The 23,098-nt window shown below is 60.3% G+C and carries 18 protein-coding genes, 1 other RNA gene and 1 pseudogene; 10 read left to right on the top strand and 10 right to left on the bottom strand.

Annotated elements, in window-relative coordinates:
• From NF78_RS16530 to eno, 4 genes are all read left to right on the top strand, one after another.
• On the top strand, window positions 1-1,131 hold the full coding sequence (locus NF78_RS16530) for a saccharopine dehydrogenase family protein (RefSeq protein WP_035988042.1): 1,131 nt from the start codon (window positions 1-3) through the stop codon (window positions 1,129-1,131).
• A gap of 719 nt (window positions 1,132-1,850) precedes the next feature.
• Window positions 1,851-2,798 (top strand): hypothetical protein, encoded by a 948-nt coding sequence (locus tag NF78_RS16525; RefSeq protein ID WP_156119797.1) that lies wholly within the window; start codon window positions 1,851-1,853, stop codon window positions 2,796-2,798.
• A gap of 221 nt (window positions 2,799-3,019) precedes the next feature.
• Window positions 3,020-3,454: a DUF2188 domain-containing protein gene (locus NF78_RS32480; RefSeq protein WP_035988040.1), complete on the top strand. Its 435-nt coding sequence runs from the start codon at window positions 3,020-3,022 to the stop codon at window positions 3,452-3,454.
• Window positions 3,455-4,113: 659 nt separating this feature from the next.
• A complete protein-coding gene (eno, locus tag NF78_RS16515) occupies window positions 4,114-5,412 on the top strand; it encodes a phosphopyruvate hydratase (RefSeq protein ID WP_035988038.1) in 1,299 nt (432 codons plus the stop codon).
• A gap of 289 nt (window positions 5,413-5,701) precedes the next feature.
• Here eno and NF78_RS16510 read toward each other — a convergent pair whose 3' ends face one another.
• Window positions 5,702-5,887 carry a hypothetical protein gene (locus NF78_RS16510; protein WP_035988036.1) on the bottom strand — a complete coding sequence of 62 codons (186 nt, stop codon included), beginning with the start codon at window positions 5,885-5,887 and terminating at the stop codon, window positions 5,702-5,704.
• A 93-nt stretch (window positions 5,888-5,980) separates the two neighbouring features.
• A complete protein-coding gene (locus NF78_RS16505) occupies window positions 5,981-8,182 on the bottom strand; it encodes an alpha/beta hydrolase family protein (RefSeq protein ID WP_035988033.1) in 2,202 nt (733 codons plus the stop codon).
• A gap of 146 nt (window positions 8,183-8,328) precedes the next feature.
• Here NF78_RS16505 and NF78_RS16500 point away from each other — a divergent pair, with 146 nt between their 5' ends.
• Together NF78_RS16500 and NF78_RS16495 are read left to right on the top strand one after the other, a co-directional pair.
• Window positions 8,329-10,833 carry a CHAT domain-containing protein gene (locus tag NF78_RS16500; protein ID WP_052050559.1) on the top strand — a complete coding sequence of 835 codons (2,505 nt, stop codon included), beginning with the start codon at window positions 8,329-8,331 and terminating at the stop codon, window positions 10,831-10,833.
• A gap of 56 nt (window positions 10,834-10,889) precedes the next feature.
• Complete coding sequence (locus NF78_RS16495; protein ID WP_035988031.1) at window positions 10,890-12,194, top strand: YegS/Rv2252/BmrU family lipid kinase; 1,305 nt, start codon at window positions 10,890-10,892, stop codon at window positions 12,192-12,194.
• Here the strand turns inward: NF78_RS16495 and mgtE are convergent.
• Both mgtE and ssrA read right to left on the bottom strand, forming a co-directional pair.
• Window positions 12,191-13,579, bottom strand: a complete 1,389-nt coding sequence (gene mgtE / locus NF78_RS16490; protein ID WP_035988030.1) for a magnesium transporter — start codon at window positions 13,577-13,579, stop codon at window positions 12,191-12,193. The genes NF78_RS16495 and mgtE overlap by 4 nt on opposite strands.
• A 571-nt stretch (window positions 13,580-14,150) precedes the next feature.
• Window positions 14,151-14,554: a transfer-messenger RNA gene (gene ssrA / locus NF78_RS29605) on the bottom strand.
• Window positions 14,555-14,883: 329 nt separating this feature from the next.
• Between ssrA and NF78_RS16485 the strand changes: the two genes are divergently transcribed.
• A complete protein-coding gene (locus tag NF78_RS16485; protein ID WP_035988028.1) occupies window positions 14,884-15,324 on the top strand; it encodes a hypothetical protein in 441 nt (146 codons plus the stop codon).
• A 124-nt stretch (window positions 15,325-15,448) separates the two neighbouring features.
• On the opposite strand, the gene rpmA is transcribed toward NF78_RS16485, so the two are convergent.
• From rpmA to phnD, 6 genes and pseudogenes are all read right to left on the bottom strand, one after another.
• Window positions 15,449-15,727 (bottom strand): 50S ribosomal protein L27, encoded by a 279-nt coding sequence (rpmA, locus tag NF78_RS16480; RefSeq protein ID WP_035988026.1) that lies wholly within the window; start codon window positions 15,725-15,727, stop codon window positions 15,449-15,451.
• A gap of 148 nt (window positions 15,728-15,875) precedes the next feature.
• Window positions 15,876-16,181, bottom strand: a pseudogene (gene rplU / locus NF78_RS16475) (50S ribosomal protein L21); the annotation flags it as partial.
• A 159-nt stretch (window positions 16,182-16,340) separates the two neighbouring features.
• Entirely contained in the window at window positions 16,341-17,153 is an 813-nt protein-coding gene (gene phnE / locus NF78_RS16470; RefSeq protein WP_035988021.1) for a phosphonate ABC transporter, permease protein PhnE, read from the bottom strand.
• A complete protein-coding gene (gene phnE / locus NF78_RS16465; RefSeq protein WP_035988019.1) occupies window positions 17,153-17,959 on the bottom strand; it encodes a phosphonate ABC transporter, permease protein PhnE in 807 nt (268 codons plus the stop codon). The genes phnE (NF78_RS16470) and phnE (NF78_RS16465) overlap by 1 nt, the downstream gene beginning before the upstream one ends.
• Window positions 17,956-18,768 carry a phosphonate ABC transporter ATP-binding protein gene (gene phnC / locus NF78_RS16460; RefSeq protein WP_035988017.1) on the bottom strand — a complete coding sequence of 271 codons (813 nt, stop codon included), beginning with the start codon at window positions 18,766-18,768 and terminating at the stop codon, window positions 17,956-17,958. The genes phnE (NF78_RS16465) and phnC overlap by 4 nt, the downstream gene beginning before the upstream one ends.
• Before the next feature lie 239 nt (window positions 18,769-19,007).
• Window positions 19,008-20,063 (bottom strand): phosphate/phosphite/phosphonate ABC transporter substrate-binding protein, encoded by a 1,056-nt coding sequence (gene phnD / locus NF78_RS16455; protein WP_072016095.1) that lies wholly within the window; start codon window positions 20,061-20,063, stop codon window positions 19,008-19,010.
• 303 nt (window positions 20,064-20,366) lie between these two features.
• On the opposite strand from phnD, the gene NF78_RS16450 reads away from it, so the two are divergent.
• From NF78_RS16450 to NF78_RS16440, 3 genes are all read left to right on the top strand, one after another.
• Window positions 20,367-21,320, top strand: a complete 954-nt coding sequence (locus NF78_RS16450) for a GDSL-type esterase/lipase family protein (RefSeq protein WP_035988014.1) — start codon at window positions 20,367-20,369, stop codon at window positions 21,318-21,320.
• Window positions 21,321-21,440: 120 nt separating this feature from the next.
• A complete protein-coding gene (locus NF78_RS16445; protein ID WP_035988011.1) occupies window positions 21,441-22,508 on the top strand; it encodes a DUF4268 domain-containing protein in 1,068 nt (355 codons plus the stop codon).
• An 11-nt stretch (window positions 22,509-22,519) separates the two neighbouring features.
• Window positions 22,520-23,011, top strand: coding sequence for a YchJ family protein (locus NF78_RS16440; RefSeq protein WP_035988009.1), 492 nt, complete (start codon window positions 22,520-22,522; stop codon window positions 23,009-23,011).
• Window positions 23,012-23,098: the final 87 nt, after the last annotated feature.

Genomic DNA, 23,098 nt, shown 5'->3' with positions numbered 1-23,098 from the left:
ATGCAACGAGTACTGATAATTGGCGGTTGCGGCCGCATTGGCAGCAGCATTGCCCGCGATATTCTGGCCCACACAGCAGAGGTCGAAGTCACCATCACCGGGCGTAACCCCCAGCTAGGAATGGCCGCCCTGGAACGGCTGGGGGCCAAGGTGCAGTTTCAGGTACTCGATTTGGCCAACCCACAGGAGGTGCGATCGGCGGTGGAAAAAGCCGACCTGGTCGTGCATTCGGCCGGGCCCTTCCACTACCGCGATGGCGGGATTTTGCGGGCCTGCATTGAGTGTGGGGTTGACTACACCGACGTGAGCGACGAGCGCAGCTTTACCCGCAAGGCCCTGGCCATGCACCCCGAGGCGGAAGCAGCTGGGGTGACAGCGGTGATCAACACAGGGGTGTTTCCCGGTATCTCCAACAGCATGGTGCGCCAGGGGGTAGAAACCCTGGACGAGGCGGAGTCTATTCAGCTCAGCTACATTGTCGCCGGGTCGGGTGGGGCTGGGGTGACCGTCATGCGCACCACGTTTATCGGTCTCCAGCGCCCCTTTGAAGCCTGGATCAACGGGGCCTGGCAGCCAATCAAACCCTACACCGAGCGGGAAACCCTCGAGTTTCCCCCCCCCTACGGTCGCGCCAACGTCTACTGGTACGACATGCCCGAAGCCATTACCCTCCAGCAAACCTTCCCGGTCAAAAGCGTGATTACCAAGTTTGGGGTCGTGCCCGACTTCTATAACCACGCCACCTGGGCTATGGCCCACTGGCTGCCGCCAGCGGTGCTGCGCAGCCCTCAAACCGTAGAATTTTTGGCCAATGTCAGCCACTCCATGACCGATGTCACCGACCACTTCAGCGGTACGGGAGTGGCGATGCGCTGCGATATCAAGGGACAGCAGCAGGGCAGGGAAACTCACTACGTCAGCACCTTTGCCCACGCAAATGCAGCGATCGCGACCGGCCTCGGCACCGGCAGCATCGCTGAACTCATGCTCCAGGGGCGGCTCAAGCGGCCAGGGGTTTACCCGGTCGAACAAGCCCTTTCGACCGATCTCTTTAAAGAAACAATGACATCGCGGCAACTGACCATTCACGAAGTTGTTCGGCAGGCTGAGTCCGCAACTCAAATACCTTAGTACCCTGCGGCATACGTCAGCCAACTGTTCCTGAAACCTGAAACCCAGCACCTGAAACCCTCAGCAATAGTTGCCCTATTTCTGACAACCCGTACTAGACAAATTAAGCAGCAGCTGATCGGTAGAGCACCTTATTTTTTGCAGGGTATGACATCATTTGGCCTGGCGCACCAGGCTGGGCCCCAGGGTTGCGCTGAGCTATGAACACCACAACTTTCTCTACAGAAGCGTTGAATTAGGACTACCTAATCACCGGGTTTACGACATCATCTGGCAGATGATATCGCTGTTTCAGTAGCGTAAATTCAAGCTCCCAAGGGGGTGCCTCCCATTTTCACAAGGTTGCCGACCTTATCCCCCAACCCCTTCTCCTCCAGGTAAAAGGGGAGCCGAATTTCTAAAGTCCCTCTCCTTGAGGGAGAGAGCTTTAGGGTGTAGCTTGCTTCCCGCAGGGTGAGTTACATAACTGGGATGCACCCTTCCAAAGTGATCAGCTTCGCTGACCATGGCCTCTTAAAAATGTGGCCCTTTAAAAATGCTCTATCCTTAGGCCGCCAATATTGTCCCTGGAAGGATTTTATGGCGGTTTTTCCATCTACCTAATTGCGGATTAACCCGCCATCTCCACCCCAGGATTGAGGGGGATCCATGAAGAAAGATTTTAATGTCTAGTTAACCGACATATTTCTTTATTATCTTTTCTCGGAAAGGGGATGGACATGTTCCAGCCAGGCAAACTACAAAACTACCTAACCCAAATCAGCGAGCAGCGATCGCCCGTTGAAGACACCTTAAAGCGCAATATTTTTATCTACGGCATGTGGCTGCTGGCCATCCCAGCGCTAATCTACGGCGCTATAGAGCGAGGGTTCTCAGCCTTTTCGCAGTCAGCCATTAATGCCCACGACATCTCCTACTGCATGATTGGCCTGATCATTCTGATGGCCTGGGTCTGTATTGGTTTGGCTGAAGATAGATCCGAATCAGAGGGCTTGCCAGGTACCCAACTTGTCCAGACGCAGACAATACCATTTGACTCAACCTGCATTGCTCAGCAGAGCTATCGCCTGCCTTTTCCCTCCCTGTGTCAGATCTATCATCTGCTCAACCTCAAGCATTTGGAAGATGTCCACCGCTTCAGCCTCGGTAACCTGAAGGTGATCAAAGTCAGTCATTTTCAAGAAACCCAGGCAGGCGGACATCTGCGGTTCAAAACAGTGCTGGATTCGCCCTTCAACGTGCTGAGACTGTGGCGCGACCCCAGCGTGGATGTCGATTTGACCATTCACTCGCCTCACCAGATCGAGCTAAAAGTACCCGCCTACGGCCAGAAGTTTATTCGGGTGCTGTTCAATGTGATTCCTGTAAATAGCGAAGAGCACTACCTGTGCATTCAAATGTTTAGCGATTTGAGATGGCCAAAGGAACTGCTGAAAGCCATTCTGCTGCTGGCCGCCAGCCTGACCCTGCTAGAAGATCTGCCCTACCTGCAACACCTGGCCAAACGCAACTACAAGCAGATGGTCAAACAGCCCCAGCGGCGGCGAAATCCTAGCCAGGCTATGCAGCTCTTTCACCGGTATGTCGATCTCTATGCCGATCAGCACAGCACAGCGCATTTAGGCAGTCTTCCGCAGCCCCAGCGCTACAGGCCAGCCTTGCCCTAGTACTTGACCAACCTGATTGTGACAGGCTCCAACGGTCTAACGGTGCAAGGTACACGGTGTACGGTTTAAGGGCTGCCGTGAACCGTACACCGTGCACCGTGAGCCCCACCAACCTCTCATAATTGCCTTGGCAGACTACTAGAGGCAGTCGTCGAGGTTTTTAGCCAGAATTAGCCAGCATTGATGACACGCCTAAACCCTATTCTCAACTGTTATCAACCATGCCCTGGACCTACAGCGATTACCCTGTCTCCATGAAAAACCTCACCGCTGAGGTGCGGCGCAAGGCGATCGATATCGCCAATGCTCTGCTGAGCGACGGGTACGAGGACGGCCGGGCGATCGCGATCGCCACCGCCCAGGCCGAAAAATGGGCCCAGCGGCGCGACAAGCAAATCGCCAAGAAAAATACCGGCGGCACCACCGGAAAAGCGGTTGCCCCCGAATCTGAGAAGGGCGATGGGGAAGCCATCCATGTAGTTTGTGATCCCGAGGGCACGGGCTGGGTGGCCACCCAAGATCAAAAACGCATCGCCCAGGGACAAGCAAAAGACGATGTGATTCACAAGTGCGACGAAAAGGCTCGGGCGCAAAAGGTAGAGCTGTACATCCACGATCAACAGGGTGATGTAGTCGAGGCCAGGGACTATACCTGAGGCCAATGTAACCTCCTGAACCGTTATGGCTAACTGGGCAAACAACACGCATCCTCTGCAGGTAAGCCGATTCTGGCGTTGCTGAACACAGGTACGAATCAAACAAGTAGCGACTCCCGTAGGGGCAAACGGTCGTTTGTCCTTACTCAAATTCATGACCCAATCAGCAACGCCCGATTCTTAGGGGAATCTAAGAATTGACAGGCCATTAAAGCAGAGCCAGTACTATGCAAAGAAGGTCGAGGGCAAAGAGCGTCGAGGGCAAAGAGCGTCGGGGTTGAGCCAAGTGGGTTTGTTCGCTCAGATCCCGGCTCAGATTAAAGGAGCATTGCGATCGCTGGCATCAGGCTCAGATACGCCAGTTTGGGGTGCCCATCGTCTCATCTGTCGTCTCTTTTCAGGAGCCCATCCACTAGTACCCCGTGGCATCAGTCAGCTAACTGTTCCTGATACCTGAAACCCTCAGCAATGGTTGCCCTAATTCTGACAACCCGTACTAGGGCCCCAGAATCGGCGGCGCTCCCGACCGTAGCTGTGGTGACGTTAGAAACGGCCTTTCACCCGGTAGGATACTACAGGATCATTAAACGCTTCAGCCCATGCGCTCTGGGGGGCAGGGTCTGCAACGGTCTATCAGAATTACCAACGGAGTAGTAGTCATGGTCGCAATTACATCGGTTCACGGCAGGCAGATCCTCGACTCGCGGGGCAACCCCACGGTTGAGGTCGATGTGGTGCTGGAGGGGGGCGCAAAGGGCCGAGCGGGCGTGCCCTCTGGAGCCTCTACCGGCATTCGTGAAGCCCTCGAACTGCGGGATGACGACAAGGCTGTCTACGGCGGCAAGGGGGTGCTCAAGGCCGTGGCCAATGTCAACGACACCATTGCCCCGGCCATTGTGGGCATGGATGCGATGGATCTGGCCGCCGTCGATCACAAGATGCTGGCCCTCGACGGCACCGACAACAAAGGCACCCTGGGCGCCAACGCGATTCTGGGCGTGTCGATGGCGGTGGCCCGGGCTGCGTCGATTGCCGCCGATGTGCCCCTCTACGTCCACCTGGGCGGCCCCGACTCGGTGCTGCTACCGGTGCCCTGCTTCAACATCATCAATGGCGGTGCCCACGCCGACAACAGCGTTGACTTCCAGGAATTCATGATTGCCCCGGTAGGTGCGCCCACCTTTTCTGAAGGGTTGCGCTACGGGGCCGAGGTCTACCACGCCCTCAAGTCGGTGCTCAAAGCGGCGGGCTACAGCACCGCCATTGGCGATGAGGGTGGCTTTGCCCCCAACCTCAAGAGCAATGTGGAAGCGATCGAGGTGATCCTGAAGGGAATTGAGAAGGCGGGCCTGAAGCCGGGGGATGACATTGCGATCGCCCTCGACCCCGCCGTTAGTGAGCTGTACCAGGAAGACGGCAGCTACCTGTTCTACAAGTCCGACAACAGCCGCAAATCCACCGACGACATGATTGCCCTGTGGGAAAGCTGGGTCAACCAGTTCCCCATTGTCTCCATCGAAGACGGTCTCGGTGAGCAGGACTGGGCGGGCTGGCAGGCCATGACCCAGCGGCTGGGCGATCGCATTCAGCTCGTCGGCGACGACGCCTTCGTTACCAACCCCGCCATCATTGCCCAGGCCATCAAAGACGGCGTTGGCAACTCCACCCTGGTCAAAGTCAACCAGATCGGCTCCATCACCGAAACCCTGGAGGCGATCAAGATGTCCCACGACGCGGGCTACACCTGCATGGTCAGCCACCGCTCCGGCGAAACCCCCGACGATTTCATCGCCGACCTGGTGGTGGGGGCCATGACTGGCCAGATCAAGTCTGGGGCTCCCTGCCGGGGCGAGCGGCTGTCGAAGTACAACCAGCTACTGCGGATTGAAGAAGAGCTGGGCTCCAGAGCCCAGTACGCCGGTCTCAACACCTTTAAGCGCAAAACCCTGGCCGCCTAAGGGATCGAGCCACAGCTGCGGCAGTAAGCCCAGGGTGCTGCTGGGGCCATTTCGCTGGCTCCAGCCCCTCTGCTTCGCACGGCCTTTGGCCTAGGACCAGGGGCGTCGTCCCTCCTGGGGCGCAAACGCAACCATTGAGTCGTGAATCTGTAAACTTGCCATCCGCTCATCGCCCCCTTAAATTCCCCAATTCTGGAGGACTTTGAGATTTCGACTCCCCCCAAAATTGGGGGGCTGGGAGGGCAAATCATACCTGCATTCAGCAACGCCGGATTCTAAACCATCCGGCCTAGGGATCAATCGGGCAGTGCCCGGCTGGCCCCACGATGCGAAACGAGCCGCCGCCGTCGCGCAGCTCCATCTCCAGATGCCCCTGAAACCCCGACAGCACCAGCGCTAGCAGCGCCCCCATCAGCACCAGCCCCGCGGCCCCCGCCACCCCTTTCACCCCCTGCTGAAACGCTTCGCTAAACATTTCCGCCCCCTCGGCAATGGCTAAACAACCCTCTAGTCGTTAGTAAGCGCTGGCGGGGAAATGAGACCGGGAGCCAGGGAGGGCAAACTCTGTCTAGGGTCGCAAATACTGCCGAAAAAACTCGATTTGGAGCTGTGCCGCCTGAGTCTGATAACCCGATCCGTAGAGGCTGTGGCCCACCCCCTCAAACTCGTACAGCATCACTGGCACCCCGGCTAGATCAATCACATCGTGGAAGTTGCGGGCCACGTCAATCTGTAGAAAGTCTTCGGAGCCGTGGAACAGCAGGGTGGGGGTGCGAATGGCGGTCGCACGGTACAGCGGCGAGGCCTCGATGTAGCTGTGGGGGGCCTCCATGGGCGTCTGCCCCATCAGAAACGACAGCAGGGACGAATAGCCCAGCTGCCACTCGGTCAGGGTGTCGAGCAGAGAGCACTGGGGGTTGGCGGCGGCCACCAGCTGAGGAAACTGGGCCATCAGCTGGGCGGCGTAGTAGCCGCCGTAGGAGCAGCCCGTCACCCCCACCTGGGCCGCCGTGGTCCACCCCCGCTGAATCAGCTGGCCAATGATGTCGGCCCCCTCCCCCACATCGAGGTGGCCAAAGTTTTGCCCGTCGGCCAGGGCCCGGTAAAGCTCTGGGCCAAACCCCTCTCGCCCCGCCAGCGGCACCACCAGCACCGCCAGCCCAAAGTTGGGCAGCAGGTTGAGGGGCATTTCCACCTCGGTGGCAAACTCGTGGGTCATGGAGAACCCCGGCCCTCCCTGCTGCCACAGCACAATCGGCACCCCCTGGGGTGGAAAGGCGCTGCCTGCTGGCTGCACCAAAAAGCCCTGGCGACTGCCCTGCCCAGTTGAAAAGCTCACCGCGTCAACCCGCACCCGGTTGCTGTCGGCCACAGCGGCATTGACGGTCGTAAGCGATCGCGGCGTCCCCTCCCCCGCCAGATCGATCGCATATAGCTCCGGCGGCTGTGTCACCGACGAAAAGCCGTAGACCACCGTGTCGCCGGTTTCGGTGGTCACAATCGACGCTGGATCCACTGACCCCGGCGGCAGCGGCAGGGGGGCGAGGGTGCGTTCGCCCAGGTCGTACAGGTACAGGTGCCGGTTCAGCCCCTCAGTCGCCCAAAACAGCAGGCGATCGCGGCCCAAAAACTGCCCCTCCGACTCCGTTGGTCCCCGCAGGGCATCGGCTGCGATCGTGTCGAGTCGGGTGCCCTCCAGGTCGTACAGCTCAAAGTAGGCCGACTCAGAGAAGGCGTAGGAGGCCTGGGGGCGGCCGCTCAGTCGCGTGGGGCGGTAGCGCTTGACCAGCAGGCGACGGCCATCGGCGCTCAGGCTGGCCTCGGCAAAGGGGTCGCCGCCGTGGTCTGGGGCCGTCAGCTTCAGCCGCAGGGGCTCTGGCCGCGAAAAGTCGAACACCTGCACCGTGCTGTGGCGGTAGAAGGGATTGGCGTCTGGGGCGAGGCGGCCCAGGGCATCCTGCACCAGCGGCGTGCCCAGGCTGGGGGTATTGGGGGTGCGATCGTTCAGCCGCCGCTCCTCTGCCGCCGCCATCACCAGCGCCACCTGGTCCCCTGTCGCCGACCAGGCGGGGGGACGAATCTCCAAATCCTCGGGCAGGCGGGCCACCTCGAGCCGCCGCAGGGAGGGCAAAAACACGATCTGGATAATATCTTCGGTTTCGCCGTAGATCCGCACCGCGAACTTAGAGAAGTCGGGGGCCATACCCAGCACTTCGCCATCCTCCGACCGGGTCGGGTAGACGCGGGTGCGCGAGGCGATTTCAGTCACCCGATTCACGGTGATCGTTTCCCACGGCCCAAAAGGGTCCTGCTGCACGTAGCGCAGGGTGTCGTTGTCGATCCACCGCAGCGGCAGGTCGGGGCTGATCAGGTCGTATTCCAGGGCCAGGGCCTCGCTGAGTTCCCCGGTGCGAATGTTGAGAAAGTACAGCTGCCGATCCGCTGGCAGGGCCCGACTGCTGACGGCAATCACCAGGGTGGTGCGATCGGGGCTGAGGGTGCTGAGCACCTCGATCTGCTGCACCCCCAGCAGCGCCTCCAACCGCATCTGTTCCGCCTCGGCCATGGGCGGGAGATCCAGCCCCTCCAGCCCCACCGGAACGATTTCTCCGATCGCGGGGGCCGCAACCACGAGGGCGGTAGCCGCAACCAGGCCCAGGCCCAGCGATCGCCGCACCGCGCTTTGCCCCGCGCCCCTGGGCAACTTAGGAAAACCCTGTAGCGAGGTCCACTGTCCCAGAAAACTTAAATTACGCCAGGAATGTGCCACCGGGCCCCTGTAAATAAAGACAAGCCATCATAGCGCTATCCCCTCAGTCAACGGGCGATCGCGCCTGAGTTTGTTAACAACCTGCCACCCCCAGCGCCGAGATGTGCCCAGCAAGCTACCGTGAGAGAAGACTATCCCTACCGCCCGTGACCCAGGCCGTGACCCAGGAATTTCAGATTTCAATCACTCCCGTTTTGGGAGCCGATACCTACTGGCTCCGCACCGAAGCGGTCGCCACCGGAGTTCCCCTGGCCGAAGCCCAGGTCACCTGGCCCCTGGAGACCTGGCTGGCCCAGGCTGAGGCGCTATTTCAGGACCCCCTGCACGCCCTGCTATCGGGGTCTGCGGCCCCAGTTTCCAATCTCCATGGTCCCGATCGCGATCGCCTCGGGGCCGACCATCCCTGGACGCAGCTGGGGCAGGCCCTCTACCAGGGTCTGTTTCAGGGCCGCATTCGCGACAGCTGGGTGGCGGCCCAGAGCGTGGCCCAAAACCGTCGCCAGCCCCTGCGACTGCGGCTGGGGTTCAAGGACAGTCGGGTGCAGCGCCTGCCCTGGGAACTGCTCTACGGCGACGATCGCCCCCTGGCCACCGGCCTCGATGTCACCCTGTGCCGCTACTACCAGGGTCAAACAGTCGCCGACCTGGCCGCCATGGCCCCCCTGGCCCCAGCCAGCGTTCCCCTGCGCGTGCTGGTGGTGATCTCCGCCCCCGACGACCAGGAGCGATTGGCCCTGCGCCAGGAGGTACAGAGCTTGATGGACAGTTTGCAGACCGCCGACCCGAAGCATCTGGGGCTAGCCGTCACCATTCTGGAGCAGCCAGGGCGGCCCGAACTGGTGCAGGCCCTGGAGCAGGGCAACTTCCAGGTGCTCCACTATGCTGGCCACAGCGACGCGGGCGAAACCGGCGGTGACCTGTTTTTGGTCAGCCCCCAGACCGGCCTCACCGACCGCCTCAGCGGCGAAGACCTGGCCGGGCTGCTGGTGAACAACGGCATTCGCCTGGCGGTATTCAATTCCTGTCGGGGCGCCTACACGGCCCAGGACGATGCCCAGGCGGGCTGGCGCGACCAGAATCTGGTGCAGGCGCTGGTCAACCGGGGGGTGCCGGGGGTGATCGCCATGGCCGACCGTATCCCCGACGATGTGGCACTCACCTTTACCCAACTGCTGTACCGCAACCTGCACCAGGGATACCCGATTGACCTGTGCCTCAGCCGAGTGCGCCAGGGGCTAATGTCGGCCTACGGCTCCGATCAGCCCTTCTGGATGCTGCCGCTGCTCTACCTGCGACCCGACTTCGACGGCTATCTATACACAGGGCATCCCGACGACCTCAAGGGCCTCGACGCGATGGGCCAGGACGACCTGACCAACGTCGCCCTGATGCCCCCCGACTACAGCACTGATCCCGAGATCTCAAGCCTGGCCGCCGAAATCCTCAGCCGTCAGGCCAGCGACGCCGAAACGGAACGCCTTGTAAATCGGCCCGATGGCAGCGGTTTACCCCTCTACGACTGGCTTCAGGAGGGCGATCCCGCCGAGGCAGCAGCAACCGATGCCGCCGTTGCCAACCTGGTACAGCAGCTCTCTCAGCCCAGGACTGCCAACGGTGATGGGCGCTCGGCCTCAGGGGACCATCCGCCCCTGGCCGCCGACCCCACCGAAAATCTGCTGCCCCAGCCGGACGCAAGGCCCCGCACTAGCGGGTCAGACGCCCTTTGGCCCTCTCACTCCCCCACAGTCAATGGCGCTGCGGCCCAGCCGCTGACGAACTCGCGCCGCTGGCCTAGCAACCTGTGGGTCTGGGGTGGCCTGGGCCTGGCCGGGCTCGGTGCCGTGCTCTGGCTTTCCCTCACCAGCCTGGCTATCTTCAATCGGCCCGTGGCGGCCCCCCCGGCGCTCCCTGAGATCGATCCCCCGGCGGCCAGCGGCGACTCGCCAGCCCAGCCCGGCACCAACGCCGCCCTGCTGTCCAGCGCGATTGGTGCCCTGGCCCTCGATCGCACCCCTGCCGCCAGAACCCTGATAGAGCAACTGCTCGATCGCAACGATCTGGTCTCAGCCGCCTCGGCCCTGGCCACCGCCTCTGACCCCCAGCTGCAAGATCCAGACATTGCCTACGTGCGGGGCCGCCTGGCCTGGCAGCAAATCAGCGGCGACCCCGCCCTGGGCACCACCGCCTACGACGTGATGCGGGCCTGGAGCACAGCCACCGAAGCTCGCCCCGATTTTCTCGAAGCCTGGGTTAGCCTGGGGTTTTCTCACTATGCTCTGGGCGACTACGGCCAGGCCATTCAGGCCTGGGAGCGGGCGATCGCCATCGATCAGGGCCAGCGGCGCGACATCGATCCGGCGGCTGGCCTACGGCTGGCCAATCCCTTCACTGTCAACGCCTACGCGGGCCTGGCCATGGCCTTCCAAAAAGAAAGCGCCATCGGCCTGCTACCCGAGGAGCGATCGCCCCTGCAGCAGCAGGCCGAGAGCTATTACCTGCAAATCCTCACCCTGGCCCCCGCCATGGTCAACCCCAACACCCTGGCCACCAACTGGCTTTGGAGTGGCCCTGGGCTGATCGCAGACTGGCAGACTACCATTGCCCAGCTGGCCATTGGACACCGCGACCCCCAGGGCGAAGGCCTCAACTAAATGCCCGCGCAGGCCAGAGCCGGGTGCTAGCATTGGTGAACACTTGAGATCCCCCCATGCCCAGCACCCTCGCTATTCTCGCCCACGCCAACCAGTTAGACACCGTTGTGGCCTGGCTTTCCAAGCATCAGCGGGTTCTGACCCACTTTCAAATCATTGCGGCGGCGGATCTGGCCGAGGCAATTGAACAGAGCTGGGAGGCCACCGCCATCGACCTGCTGCTCCTCAAAGACGCGAGCCAGGGCGGCGACATTGAGCTGTCGGCCCAGATCCTGGCGGGCAATGTGGCCGGGGTGATTTTCTTTACCGATCCCGAGGCGATCGCCACGGGGTTCCCCAGCTTTACCCTGGTGCTGCGGGCCTGCCAGATTCAGGGCATTCCCATTGCCCTCAACGACATATCGGCCACGCTACTGCTGCGCGGGATGGTTGAAAGCCAGATTGCCTACCTGATTTTTAACCCCGTGGCCGGCCAGGGCAATCCCAACACCGACCTGGCCCTGATCAAAGAGGTGCTGGAACCACAGATCCTGGTCAATGTGATCATGACCCAGCCCGAGCTTGAGCCCGCCGACCAGGCTCGCGAGATTATCGACCATATCCTTTCCAAAAATGAGCACGACCTGGGCCGCAGCCTGATCATTGCCTCCGGCGGCGACGGTACCGTGTCTGCGGTGGCCGGAGCCACCATCGGCACCGGCATTCCCCTGGGGGTCATTCCCCGGGGCACGGCCAACGCCTTTTCCGTAGGGCTGGGCATACCCACCAACCTGCGAGCCGCCTGTGAGACGATTCTGGCTGGCAACACCCACGTCATCGACGCCGCCCGCTGCAACGACATCCCAATGATTTTGCTAGCCGGGGTGGGGTTTGAGGCCGGCATGGTCGACGGGGCCAGCCGTCAGCTCAAAAACGAGTTGGGCAACCTCGCCTACGTGCTCTCTGGGGTGCGGCAGCTGGCCGCCGCCGCCCCCTTCACCGCCACCCTAGAAATTGAGGGGGAAGAGTCCACGGTGACCACGCCCGCCATCACCATTGCCAACGTGGCTCCACCGACCTCGGTGCTGGCCCAGGGGCTGGGCGAAGTAATTCCCGACGACGGGCTGCTGGAGGTGACCATCGCCACCAGCACCACGCGCCTCCAGGGTATCAATGCCCTGGCCTCCCTGATGGCCGCGGCCGCCTGGGGCAATCCTACCCAGCGTGACGATATTACCTCCCTGCGCACCAACCGGATCAAAATCACCACCGACCCCCCGCAAAAGTTGGTGATCGATGGTGAAATTCTAGAGGCCAACCCCATGGTGTTTGAGTGCCTACCCCAGGCGCTGACCGTGTTTGCGCCCTTAAAAACGGTCTAGCTAATGCCAAGGAACGCCGTAGCAATGCTGAGGTAGATAAAGATCCCCAAAATATCCACTACGGTAGTGATGAAGGGCGCCGACATCAGCGCCGGGTCGAAGCCCATGGCATTGAACAAAAACGGCAACCCGGCCCCCGTGGTGGCGGCAATGATGGCGATGCACAGCAGGCTGATGCCGACGGTGATGCCGATCTCCACCTGGCCCATGAGCACGTAGGCCAGCACAATCACCGCGATGCCGAGCAAAATGCCCAGCATACTTCCGGCAACGGCCTCTCGCAGAATCACCCAGAGGGTCTTGCGGTGCTTGAGTTCGTCGGTGCTGAGGGCGCGAATCACCACCGTCGAGGACTGGGCTCCTACGTTGCCGCCGGTGTCGATCAGCAGCGGCGTAAAGAAGGCCAGGGCCACCACCTCGTCGAGGATTTCCTCAAAGTTGCTCATCACAAAAATGGTCAGGGCATTGGTCAACAGCAGCACCGCCAGCCAGGGAATACGCTTACGGGTGATCGACAGCAGATTCGACTGAAAATAGCTCTTCCCCTCCGATCGCACCGCCCCCATCGTGTAAATGTCCTCGGTCGCCTCAATCTGCAGCACATCCATGGCATCGTCTACGGTGATGACACCAACCAGGGTGCGCTCGCGATCGACAATCGGCAGCGCCGCCAGGTCGTAGCGCTGAATCAGCTGGGCGGCTTCTTCTTGATCAGTATCGGTCTGGGCATAGATCACGTCCCGGTTCATTACCTGCTCTAGGAGTTGGGACGGATCCGCCAAGAGCAAATCACGCAGCGAAATCACCCCGGTCAGGGTCTGCCCTGCATCGGTCACGTAGATGTAGTAGCTGACTTCGCGATCGCGGGCCAGCACCCGCATCGCTTCACTCGCCTCAGCCACCGTCAGAGATTCCCCCAGGGAAATATACTCCGGGGTCATCAATCGACCGGCGGTCTCAGGCTGGTAGCCCAGCAGTTGGGCGGTGGTCTGGCGCTCCTCGGGAGTAAGCTGGGCCAAAATCCGCCGCACCATCTGAGGCGGCAGCTCATCGAACAGCCTGGCCCGATCGTCGGGGGCCATCGTATCGACAATGTCAAGAATTTCTTGGTCCTGAAACTCTTGAATCAGTGACTCCTGCACCTCAGTGGAGCAATATTCGTATACCTCGACCGCCTTGGCCCGGGGCAGCAGTCGAAAGGCGACCAGCTGCATATTCTGGGGTAAACCCTCAATGGCATCGGCAACATCTACCGCCTTAACGGGTACCAGCAGCGCCTTCGCCCCCTCCAGGTTCCGCTGATCAATCAGCAGGAGCAGCTGCGCAGTGACGATATCGCGGAGTTCCCTGGGCGATCGCGATTCTGTGGTCTGGGTGGATTCCATGGCCTAGCTCTAACGTTCTGACGGTGTCAGAGTACGTTAAAACAGTAGCCGAGGCTAGTGAGATTAGATACCAACCCTGGGGCGGGTTATTGTCGCGCTGAAATACGGCCCTGGCCCAGCGGTTGTTGTCCAGGGCCAACGTCGTTCAGGAACTGTGGTGCTGTTCTGGCCGGTACTCTCGCAGCCAGCAGCGCTCCAGGAAGCGCACCTGGTGCAAGTGCCAAAACCGCCAGGGATTATAGACAGTTTTGTAATGGCGTGAAAAAACGGGTTGATAAAGATAGGGCAGGATGGGAAACCGCATTGTTCTGAATAGGTCTGATAAATAGTGACGAAGCTGAGATAGCATTCGCGAAATGGCTTATTCTGGGGGCAACACAGCCTTCGACCGGGCTGCTTACTCAGTATAGGCAGATGCAAAAAGAGACCCAACATTGGGTCTCTCAGTTGGAAAGATATTTAATAATCGAACACAGAATTTATACTGCGCTCAGATAAATAGAAGCCCGATCTGGAACAACAGCGAAGCTGAGGGCCAATCGGGCTAAATGCTATGGGTCTTGGTATGGGGTAATGGAGCTGACGGGAGTCGAACCCGTGTCCGCTCTGAGTATTAACACACCACTCATTCACAGGCTTAGCCCCTCTAACCCTCAGGGCCGGAACCGCCACTTATCCCGGACGGCGGGATGCTCTGGCTAAGTCTTTGTCAATGGATTCACCAGAGGAAATTCATTGACGCATCCGTTGGGGTTTGTCCATAGCTCTTAACGGAGTCAAACTATGAACGCTCGCTAACTAGGTTAGATCTAAAACAGGTTTAGATTAAGCGGCAACAGGTGCAGCTTTACGAGCAAAAGGAACGATAGTGTTCGCAGTTACGTTTGGTTTGAGCCTTGATTTGCGAGAGTGGACTCCCTCTCGGCCTGCATCACAGCGTGACTTTCGTCAAAACGTCGAAACCGTTACAGCCCCCTGTATAGAACCCTCTGGATTAATTATAGATCATTGGTATAGGTATATGGGGATGTAGGCGTACGGGAGGTGCCCCTGCCCATGGCCTGCGCTGTCCCCAGGTCTAACCCAGCCTGGCCCAGTATGAATCTCTTATGGAGCCAATAATCTTTCGTAAACTCGATAGGGTAACACTCAAAGTATAATATTTACTTAATAGTTCTGTTCATGGCGGGGTTGCCCATCGGCACCATGCGCCCGGGCAAGCTCTAGATTATTAACTTCCTTTCATAGTTACCCCAACATTTCGCCCCCTGGGCGGCTGTTTGCAGCAATAAGGACTTTTCCCTATGACCACGACCAACGACTCTAGCAACGGTAGTGCCGATACCCCTGAAAAGGAAGCCAGTAACAGCCGTTCTAGTCGGGGCAACCGCACCAAGCGTAACGCCTCCGCTGGCGGCGGCTTGGTGAAGGCTAGCCCTGATAATGGCGACGTTCTGGTGCTGGCTGACAACACCCGCGTTGTCGAAACCGACACCCTGCCCAACCACCGCCCCATTGCCCTGGCCACCTTTGAGGTGGTAGGCACCCTCGATCGGGCTGGCGCTCGCCCGATTGGTAGCAACACCTTTGAGATTGCCACGACCGAAACACTGCCCGGACACCGCCCGGTGGCCGTGAGCACCCTACACATTGCCGATATTCACACCCTGCCCGGCGATCGCCCCATTGCCTCCAACGACGTCGTTGATCCTCCGGTCTCGATTCTGATGGGCTACCTCGACTAAACGCTAACTCAGCAATAAAAAGCTCCTCAGTGACGAGGAGCTTTTTTATTGCTGAGGTCAGGATTGAGTACCTGTAGGAGCGCAAGAGCTGGCGCAGCCGACAGGTGCCCCCGGACTTTGCCCCCTAGGCCTGTGCCGCCACCGGAACCGAAGCGGGGTAAACGCTGACTTTCTTGCCAGTTTTGCCGCGCCGCTCAAAGGTGACAACCCCATCCACCAGGGCAAACAGGGTGTCGTCGCCACCGCGACCGACATTCTCACCGGGGTGAATTTTGGTGCCCCGCTGACGGATCAAAATATTGCCCGCAGTGACGACTTCGCCACCGTAGCGCTTCACGCCCAGGCGCTTAGCGTTTGAGTCGCGTCCGTTCCGGGTACTGCCTGTGCCTTTCTTGTGAGCCATGACCTTTTTCCTTAACCTACCTAGTATCTACTCTAGCGCTAAAGACCTAACTGTCGGCGGCGCTCTCCACTGTCTCGGCCCCGGACTCGTCGGCCTCGGCGGCTGAAGCGGTGGCGGCGGTGCCTGCGACGGCCTTGCCGTTCACCTCAATGGTGTTGATCATCACGCGGGTGAGCTCCTGGCGATGACCCTGCTTCTTACGGGTCTTCTTCTTGGGCTGCATCTTGTAGACGATGATCTTTTTGCCCCGCAGGTGGCTGACCACGCTGCCGGTGACCGTCGCCCCTTCAACCACAGGCTGACCCACCAGCGCTTCGCCGTCGCTATCGACAAACAGCACCCGATCCAGGGTAACCGTATCATCCACCTCTAGGGCCAGGCGGTTGATGTCGTAAAAGCGGCCCGGCTCCACCCGCAGCTGCGTTCCACCCGCTTCAACAATTGCGTACGTCATTTCTTTACCTCATAACCGCCGTACAGGTGCCAACTGACCCCAGCAGGGCTCCCCGCAGGGAGGCGTTAGCCTTAGGAACCTGATCCGAGCGTATAAACACAGTCTTCCATTATTCCGAGTCGATCCCCGCTCTGTCAAGGGGGAGTTCAATCCGTAGGGTTAAATCAGCAGGCGTCGCACCTGGGCAGACACCCACTCGCTGACGAAAACGGTCAAAAACACCACTACCAGAATCATGCTCACCTGGCTCCAGCGCAGGATGTTAATCGACGCCTGGAGCTGGATGCCGATGCCCCCCGCGCCGACCAGTCCCACCACGGTGGACTCGCGGATGTTGATGTCCCAGCGGTAGACGCTGACGCCAAAGATGCTGGGCATCACCTGGGGCCAAAAGCCATAGCTCAGCACCTGGGCGGCACTGGCCCCGGTGGCGGCCACCGCCTCCACCGGCTTGGGGTCGATTTCCTCGATCGCTTCGTAGAACAGCTTGCCGGTGAAGCCAATCGAGCGCAGGCCAATAGCCAAAATTCCGGCCAGTACCCCCGGCCCCAGCACCACCACCAGCAGCAGCGCCCAAATCAGAGAATTGACCGAACGGGAGCCCACAATAACCAGCAGGGCAACGTAGCGCACCAGGGGGTGGGGGGTGGTGTTGCGGGCGGCCAGAAACGCGGTGGGAATCGCGACTGCAACCCCCAACAGCGTTCCCAGGGTGGCAATGTTGAGGGTGTCCCAGAGGGGCTGCCACAGAGTATTGAGATACCCCCAGTTGGGGGGAATGCCTCGGGCAATCATATTGCTGGCCTGTTCCGGGGCATCGGCCACAAAGCTCCAGTTGGTGTTGTCGGCAATCACCTGCCAGCAGAACAGCACCACGGCCACGCCCCCCAGCCTGCCCAACCAGCTCAACAGCGCCTGGGTGCGGTCGCGCTTTTGCCAAATTTTCTGACCGTTTTTTTCTAAAACCGGCATTACTGCAACCTCTCGCGCACCGCACTGGACACCAATTCCGTCGCCATCACCAGGGCAATGATCAGCAGCAAAATGGCCGACGCCGTGTTGTACTCATACCGCTGGATGGCGGTGTTGAGGGTGGCACCAATGCCCCCCGCCCCGACAATGCCAATCACGGCCGACTCCCTGAGGTTGATGTCAAACCGATAGAGGGAGAGCCCTACGAGCCGGGGCAGTACCTGGGGCAGCACCCCATAGGTCAGCATCTGTATCCAGGAGGCCCCGGTGGCACGCATCGCCTCCACTTGGTCAGCGTCAATTTCCTCAATGTCCTCTGCCAATAGCTTGGAGACAAAGCCAATGCTGCCAAACACCAGGGTCATCACCCCCGCCAGCGGCCCAAACCCCAGCATCACCACAAACAAAATGGCGATGATCACCTCTTGGAAGGTGCGCGATAGGGCAATGACCAATCGACACACCAGGTAGACCGACAGGGGCACCAGGTTGCGGGCACCGCCAATGCCAATGGGCACCGAAATCACCACGCCGATGGCCGTAGCCACCACCGTCATCACCAGACTTTCAATCAAGCCATTGATAATGTTGGTGCGACGGCTCACGAAATTGGGCTGGATAAAGCCCGCCAGAATCTGAACCCCCCGCTCCATCCCCCGGGCAATCCGGGCTGGGTTTACCTCCACGGACTGCACCGCCAGCACGATATAAACGATCGCGCCAATCAGCAAGCCCCAGCGCAGCCAGGGGTTCTTAATCAGGTTAGGGGGCGACCATCGCCGCCCCGCTACGGTGGCCTGGGTCATGGCTGACGCTCCCCGGCTGTGCCAGCCAGCATCGACGACGGCGCTTCATCGGACTCTGTCGCCGCGTTCCAGTCTTCTTCCCCATAGATTTGGGTCAGGGTGCGCTCCGTAAGGCCGCTGGGGGGGCCATCGTAGACAATTTCTCCCGCCTGGAGGCCGACAATCCGCTGGGCAAACCGCTGGGCCAGAGGCACATCGTGAATGTTGATGATCACCGATAGCCCCCGCTCCTGGGCCAGCTCACAGATCAGTCGCATGATCTGGCGGGCGGTTTTGGGGTCGAGGCTGGCGGTGGGCTCGTCCACCAGCAAAATGTCAGGATTTTGCAGCAGCGCCCGGGCAATGCCCACCCGCTGCCGCTGTCCACCGGAGAGGGCATCGGCGCGCTTGTCCGGAAACTGGCCCAGACCAACCCGGTCTAGTAGCCGAAAGGCTTCGTCCACCGTGCCCTGGGGAAACTTACGGAACCAGCTTTGCCAAAAGTTGACGTAGCCCAACTGGCCCGACAGCACATTCTCCATCACGGTCAGCCGCTCCACCAGGGCGTATTCCTGAAAGATCATGGCCATGCGCCGCCGCGCCCGCCGCAGTTGGGCCGAGCCCAGACGGGTGAGCTCCAGTTCCTTCAGGTAAATCTGACCGCTGGTGGGCTCCACCAGACGGTTGATGCAGCGAATTAGGGTGCTCTTACCGGCACCAGAGGGGCCAATCAGGGCCATAACCTGACCATCTGGCACCTCCAGGTTGACCGATTGCAGGGCAATATCCCCGGTGGGATAGCGCTTAGTGAGGGACTCAATGCGGAGCATAGGGCAATAGGGAGTGACAGCAGAGGCGTAACCGACGGTAGTCGGGGCAATACCCATGGACGGGTTCTGCTAACAAAACCCGTCCATGAATAGCACTGAAATAAGATCTAAAAAATTTTTCAAGGCTTTGATCTGCCGTAGGGTGGGCACCGCCCACCAGCCTTAATTCAGCGACGTTCACCCATCCATAAGTACAGCGGGCAGCTCCAGGTCAGAACTGCCCGCTGGGTTGAGTCGGACTAGCTCAGAGTGTATTCAACGCCCTGAATTTCGTTGATTTCGCGAATCACCTGCCAGTACTCTTGGTAGGTGATTTCAATGAACTGGGCTTCCCCAGGCTCATCGTCACTGCCACCGAACTCGGCCTCCAGGCCAGTGCCGCTCCAGTCAAAGGTAAAGAAAGCCTCTTTGACCAGCTCAGCTAGCTCTGGGTCAAGGTTGTAGACGTAGCCGTAGCCAGTGGTGGGAAACGTTTCCGAGGTGTAAATCGTCCGCAGTTGGTCACAGTCCGCTGCACCCCGGGCGCACATCCGGTTTTTCACCGAGTTGGCGATCGCCGCCGCCTCAAAGTCGCCGTTCTTCACTCCCAGGATAGAGTTATCGTGGGCTCCAGAAAAAGCTGTTTGAAAGTCGCGATCGGCTACCAGGCCCGCTTCGCCCTCCAGTAAGGCTGACGGAGCCTGAAATCCAGAGTTAGAGGTCGGAGAGGTAAAGGCCAACTGACGACCGGCCAAGTCGTCTAAAACCTGAATATCGCTATCAACACGGGTAATGATTTCCATCTCATAGCCAAAGCTGCCATCGGCCGCTGCCATGATGGCAAAGGGCCGGAACCCGGCCAAGTTCACAGCAAAGGGTACCCCGCCCGTATTGACCCCAGCTACATGGAGCCGACCAGCCCGCAGCGCTTCAAGCTGTGCGGCATTAGAGTCCACAGCAAAGAACTCCACGTTTTTGCCGGTGACTTCTTCCATATGCTCAATGAAATCAGCCCACACATCTTCGTAAACCGCCGGGTCTTCTACGGGGGTGTAGGCAAAGACCAGGGTGTCAGGGTTGACGAACTCGGAAGGATCCGTAGGCGGATCGGCAATCAGGTCACCATCTTCATCGCAGAAGCGCTCGTCCATGGTGTCAGGACGGCTGCAACCAACTTGTGCAGCGGGGGTATCGCCATTGGCAGGGGCATCTCCCCCTGCCACATCGGTTCCATTTTGGGCGCAGGCCACGGCAAAGGCCGTAACGACCAACAGCGAGAAATAAAGAAATAGCTTGCGCCAACTGAACTTAAACATTGTTTTGGCTTGGTAGGGGACATCCACAAACTCCTTAACAACCTATCCAGCCAGGTTTAACTGTCCGCCAATGGGAATTTAAGTGATCGTTAATTACGTCGTTAATTAACGAGATTGCCAGCGTTACCTCCCTTAGCCCATCTAGGGCGCTGTGCTAAGGGCAGGACAACCAGATGCCAAACCTCAAACTTTTAACTGTTGCCAGTCTGCCAACCTGACCGTTTTATCCTGATCCCTCGCGCCGGGGCATGGAAAAGAAACTGGGGGTTAGACCTAAACCGGGCACAGGTACAGAGCACAGGTATGGATGTTTGGCTTTTGGCGGCGCAACTCATGGTCAGCGGTGCGCTCGATGGGGGAGAGAGAGGTGTAGTTGACTGGGGGGCTGAACCCAGTGCGATCGCGGGGCTGTCTCCCACATCGGCTCTGGACCCGCCCCCCCCATTTGCTCCAGCGGCACCGCCTTCAGCCCCCTCAATGGAGGCTGTCGTCAACCGCTGGCCCAGCCCCAGCCAGGTGATGACGCCCATGCGTCGCTCCCCCGCACAGGGCAGCCCCAATCTGAGACCCGTGACCGGCTCCCAGCTCTACCAGCTGCGGGCCGCCGCCCTGGACGCCGGGGACCTCTACGCCCAGGCGGCTCCCCATCGGTACATCGAGCAGTGGCAGCGGGCCTATGGGTCGCCTACCCACACCGATTGGCAGCTGCTGCTGGCCGCCGAAGCCGCTGCCGTGGCCCGTCGTCAGGGGCAGGCCGACCTGGCGGTGGTAGTGGGCGATTCCCTGGCCCTGTGGCTGCCGGTGGATGGGCTCCCCCACCAGCTCTGGCTTAACCAAAGTATTTCTGGCGAAACGACGGCCCACATGCTCCAGCGGCTACATTACTTCGCCGAGACTCGGCCCCAGACCATCTATGTAATGGCGGGGATCAACGACCTGAAAAATGGGGTGTCCGAGGCCACCGTGGTGGACAACCTGTACCAGATGATGCTCCGCCTCAGGCAGCAGCATCCCCAGGCGCGGCTGGTGGTGTACTCAATTTTGCCGACCCGGTTAAGGGACGTTTCGGGCGATCGCATCCTGCGCGTCAACCAGCGCCTGGCGACGCTAGCCACCTACCAGGGAGCGACCTTCGTTGACCTCCACCCCAGCTTTAGCGATAGCCAGGGCCTGCTCCGCCTGGATCTGACCACCGATGGGCTGCACCTCAGTCCCCAGGGGTACAGCCTCTGGCAGGCGGCTCTCGTCAGTCCCTGATCCAGCGGACGCGCTGCCAGGCAGAGTCCACCCGATCGCGGCCTCACTTTTCCCTGCGCCTGTGGGGTACGACCGCGCCATAATAGGATCAGCTACTGCCCTTTGCCCGAGCGAATACCTGTGCCTAAGCGATCTGCCAAACCCAAGCTGGGACGACTGCAGAAACTCGACCCCACCGACTACTGGCAGACCCAGGCCGATTTTCTGCAGTGGCTGATGGAGCCAGAAACCCTGGAGCTGCTGGGCGAAACCGTCGGCCTGGACCTGGTGCTTTCGGAGACCGACGCCGCGCCATCACCAGACTGTGCCCTGCTGACAGTTAAAGGCGATGAGCCAGTGCTGCTGACTGCCCACCTGGGCTCTCCCACGGCGGCCGACCTGGGCACCCTGTTGGCCTGGGCGGCAGCGGCCGACGCCGCGACGGTACTGTGGATCGGGCCAGCCTTTGCCCCAGAGGTATGTCACACCCTCGACTGGCTGGACCAAACCAGTGAGGTGACCTGGCTGGGCGTCGTAGTAGAGCTGTGGAGCATTGGCAACGCCGCCATGGCCGCCAACTTTATCCCCACCTGCGGTGCGGTGGGCGAGGATCCTGACGACGAAGGCCGGGACATAGCCCAGGGCGACGAGGTGGCGGCAGAGATACCCAGCCCGCCTGAGCCCGAACCCCTGAGCGAGCTACAGCAGGAAAATTTAGATTTTTGGAGCGGTCTCTGCGATCGCCTGGATCGCCAGGGCAGCCTGGTCAAACCCGGCTCCCCCTCGATCGACGTGACCATGGGGTTTGCCATTGCCCGGGCCGGGTTTCGCCTCAACGCCATCCTCGATCGCGACCACAACAGCCTCTACACCGAGCTGCTGCTGTCGGGGATCGACGCCCAGCCCCACTTTCACCTGCTGGCCCACGATCGCGAGGCGATCGCCGACGACATTGGCCTCCCCCTGATCTGGGACGGCACCGGGGACCAGACCTGCATGGTGGCCAGCACCCTGACGGAGGTCAACCTGGGCGATCGCAACCTGTGGCCCACCTACCAGGCCTGGTTTTGCGACTGCCTGGAGCGGTTCTACGAAGCGTTCTTTGAGCGCATTAAGCAGCTCGATGCCAACAGCTATGAGGCTTTGCCCCGCCATCGAGCCGCCGCCCTCAACGATGCGCTGATTTTGCCTGCGCGCCCCCGGCGGTAGGGGATGGACGCATGGGTAAGGGCACGGCGGTAACGGCGGCTGACGACTGTCCCTGCGGCAGCGGGGAGCGCTTTGGCACCTGCTGCCAGCCCTACCTACTGGGGCAGCAGAGCGCTCCGACGGCGGTGGCGCTGATGCGATCGCGCTATACCGCCTACTACCAGGGCAACATTGACTATTTAATCGCCACCCACCACCCTGCCCAGCGGTACGGGGGGCAGCGGGCGGCGATCGCCCAAAGCGTGGCCAACACCACCTGGCTGGGGCTGCGGGTTCTGGCCACCGAGGCCGGGCAGGCGAGCGATCGCCAGGGCGTGGTGGAATTTGTGGCCTACTACGAAGACCCCAAGCCGGGTCAGGTCCATGAGCGATCGCGCTTTAGCTGCCAAAAAGGCCGCTGGTTCTACATTGATGGCGATGCCCTACCGCCCCTGGTGCCCAAACGCAGCGATCCCTGCTGGTGCGGTAGCGGCAAAAAGTACAAGCTCTGTCACGGCAGCTAGAACAGGGATAAAGAACCCTGGTTTCTTGCCCTGAAGGCCAGTTAGGCCTTAGCGCAGCGCCAAAGTATCAAGATGGCCATTGCGCCT

The organism is Leptolyngbya sp. KIOST-1 (genome assembly GCF_000763385.1).
Classification (GTDB): domain Bacteria; phylum Cyanobacteriota; class Cyanobacteriia; order Phormidesmidales; family Phormidesmidaceae; genus Nodosilinea.
This window is presented reverse-complemented; position numbering and strand designations above follow the sequence as displayed.

Coding starts and splice junctions, on each gene's coding strand:
- rpmA (WP_035988026.1), bottom strand. CDS start 15,727: ATGGCTCACAAGAAAGGCACAGGCAGTACCCGGAACGGACGCGACTCA.
- phnE (WP_035988019.1), bottom strand. CDS start 17,959: ATGACCCAGGCCACCGTAGCGGGGCGGCGATGGTCGCCCCCTAACCTG.
- phnE (WP_035988021.1), bottom strand. CDS start 17,153: ATGCCGGTTTTAGAAAAAAACGGTCAGAAAATTTGGCAAAAGCGCGAC.
- NF78_RS16485 (WP_035988028.1), top strand. CDS start 14,884: ATGACCACGACCAACGACTCTAGCAACGGTAGTGCCGATACCCCTGAA.
- NF78_RS16450 (WP_035988014.1), top strand. CDS start 20,367: ATGGATGTTTGGCTTTTGGCGGCGCAACTCATGGTCAGCGGTGCGCTC.
- NF78_RS16440 (WP_035988009.1), top strand. CDS start 22,520: ATGGGTAAGGGCACGGCGGTAACGGCGGCTGACGACTGTCCCTGCGGC.
- NF78_RS16525 (WP_156119797.1), top strand. CDS start 1,851: ATGTTCCAGCCAGGCAAACTACAAAACTACCTAACCCAAATCAGCGAG.
- phnD (WP_072016095.1), bottom strand. CDS start 20,063: ATGTTTAAGTTCAGTTGGCGCAAGCTATTTCTTTATTTCTCGCTGTTG.
- NF78_RS16495 (WP_035988031.1), top strand. CDS start 10,890: ATGCCCAGCACCCTCGCTATTCTCGCCCACGCCAACCAGTTAGACACC.
- NF78_RS32480 (WP_035988040.1), top strand. CDS start 3,020: ATGCCCTGGACCTACAGCGATTACCCTGTCTCCATGAAAAACCTCACC.
- eno (WP_035988038.1), top strand. CDS start 4,114: ATGGTCGCAATTACATCGGTTCACGGCAGGCAGATCCTCGACTCGCGG.
- NF78_RS16530 (WP_035988042.1), top strand. CDS start 1: ATGCAACGAGTACTGATAATTGGCGGTTGCGGCCGCATTGGCAGCAGC.
- phnC (WP_035988017.1), bottom strand. CDS start 18,768: ATGCTCCGCATTGAGTCCCTCACTAAGCGCTATCCCACCGGGGATATT.
- mgtE (WP_035988030.1), bottom strand. CDS start 13,579: ATGGAATCCACCCAGACCACAGAATCGCGATCGCCCAGGGAACTCCGC.
- NF78_RS16510 (WP_035988036.1), bottom strand. CDS start 5,887: ATGTTTAGCGAAGCGTTTCAGCAGGGGGTGAAAGGGGTGGCGGGGGCC.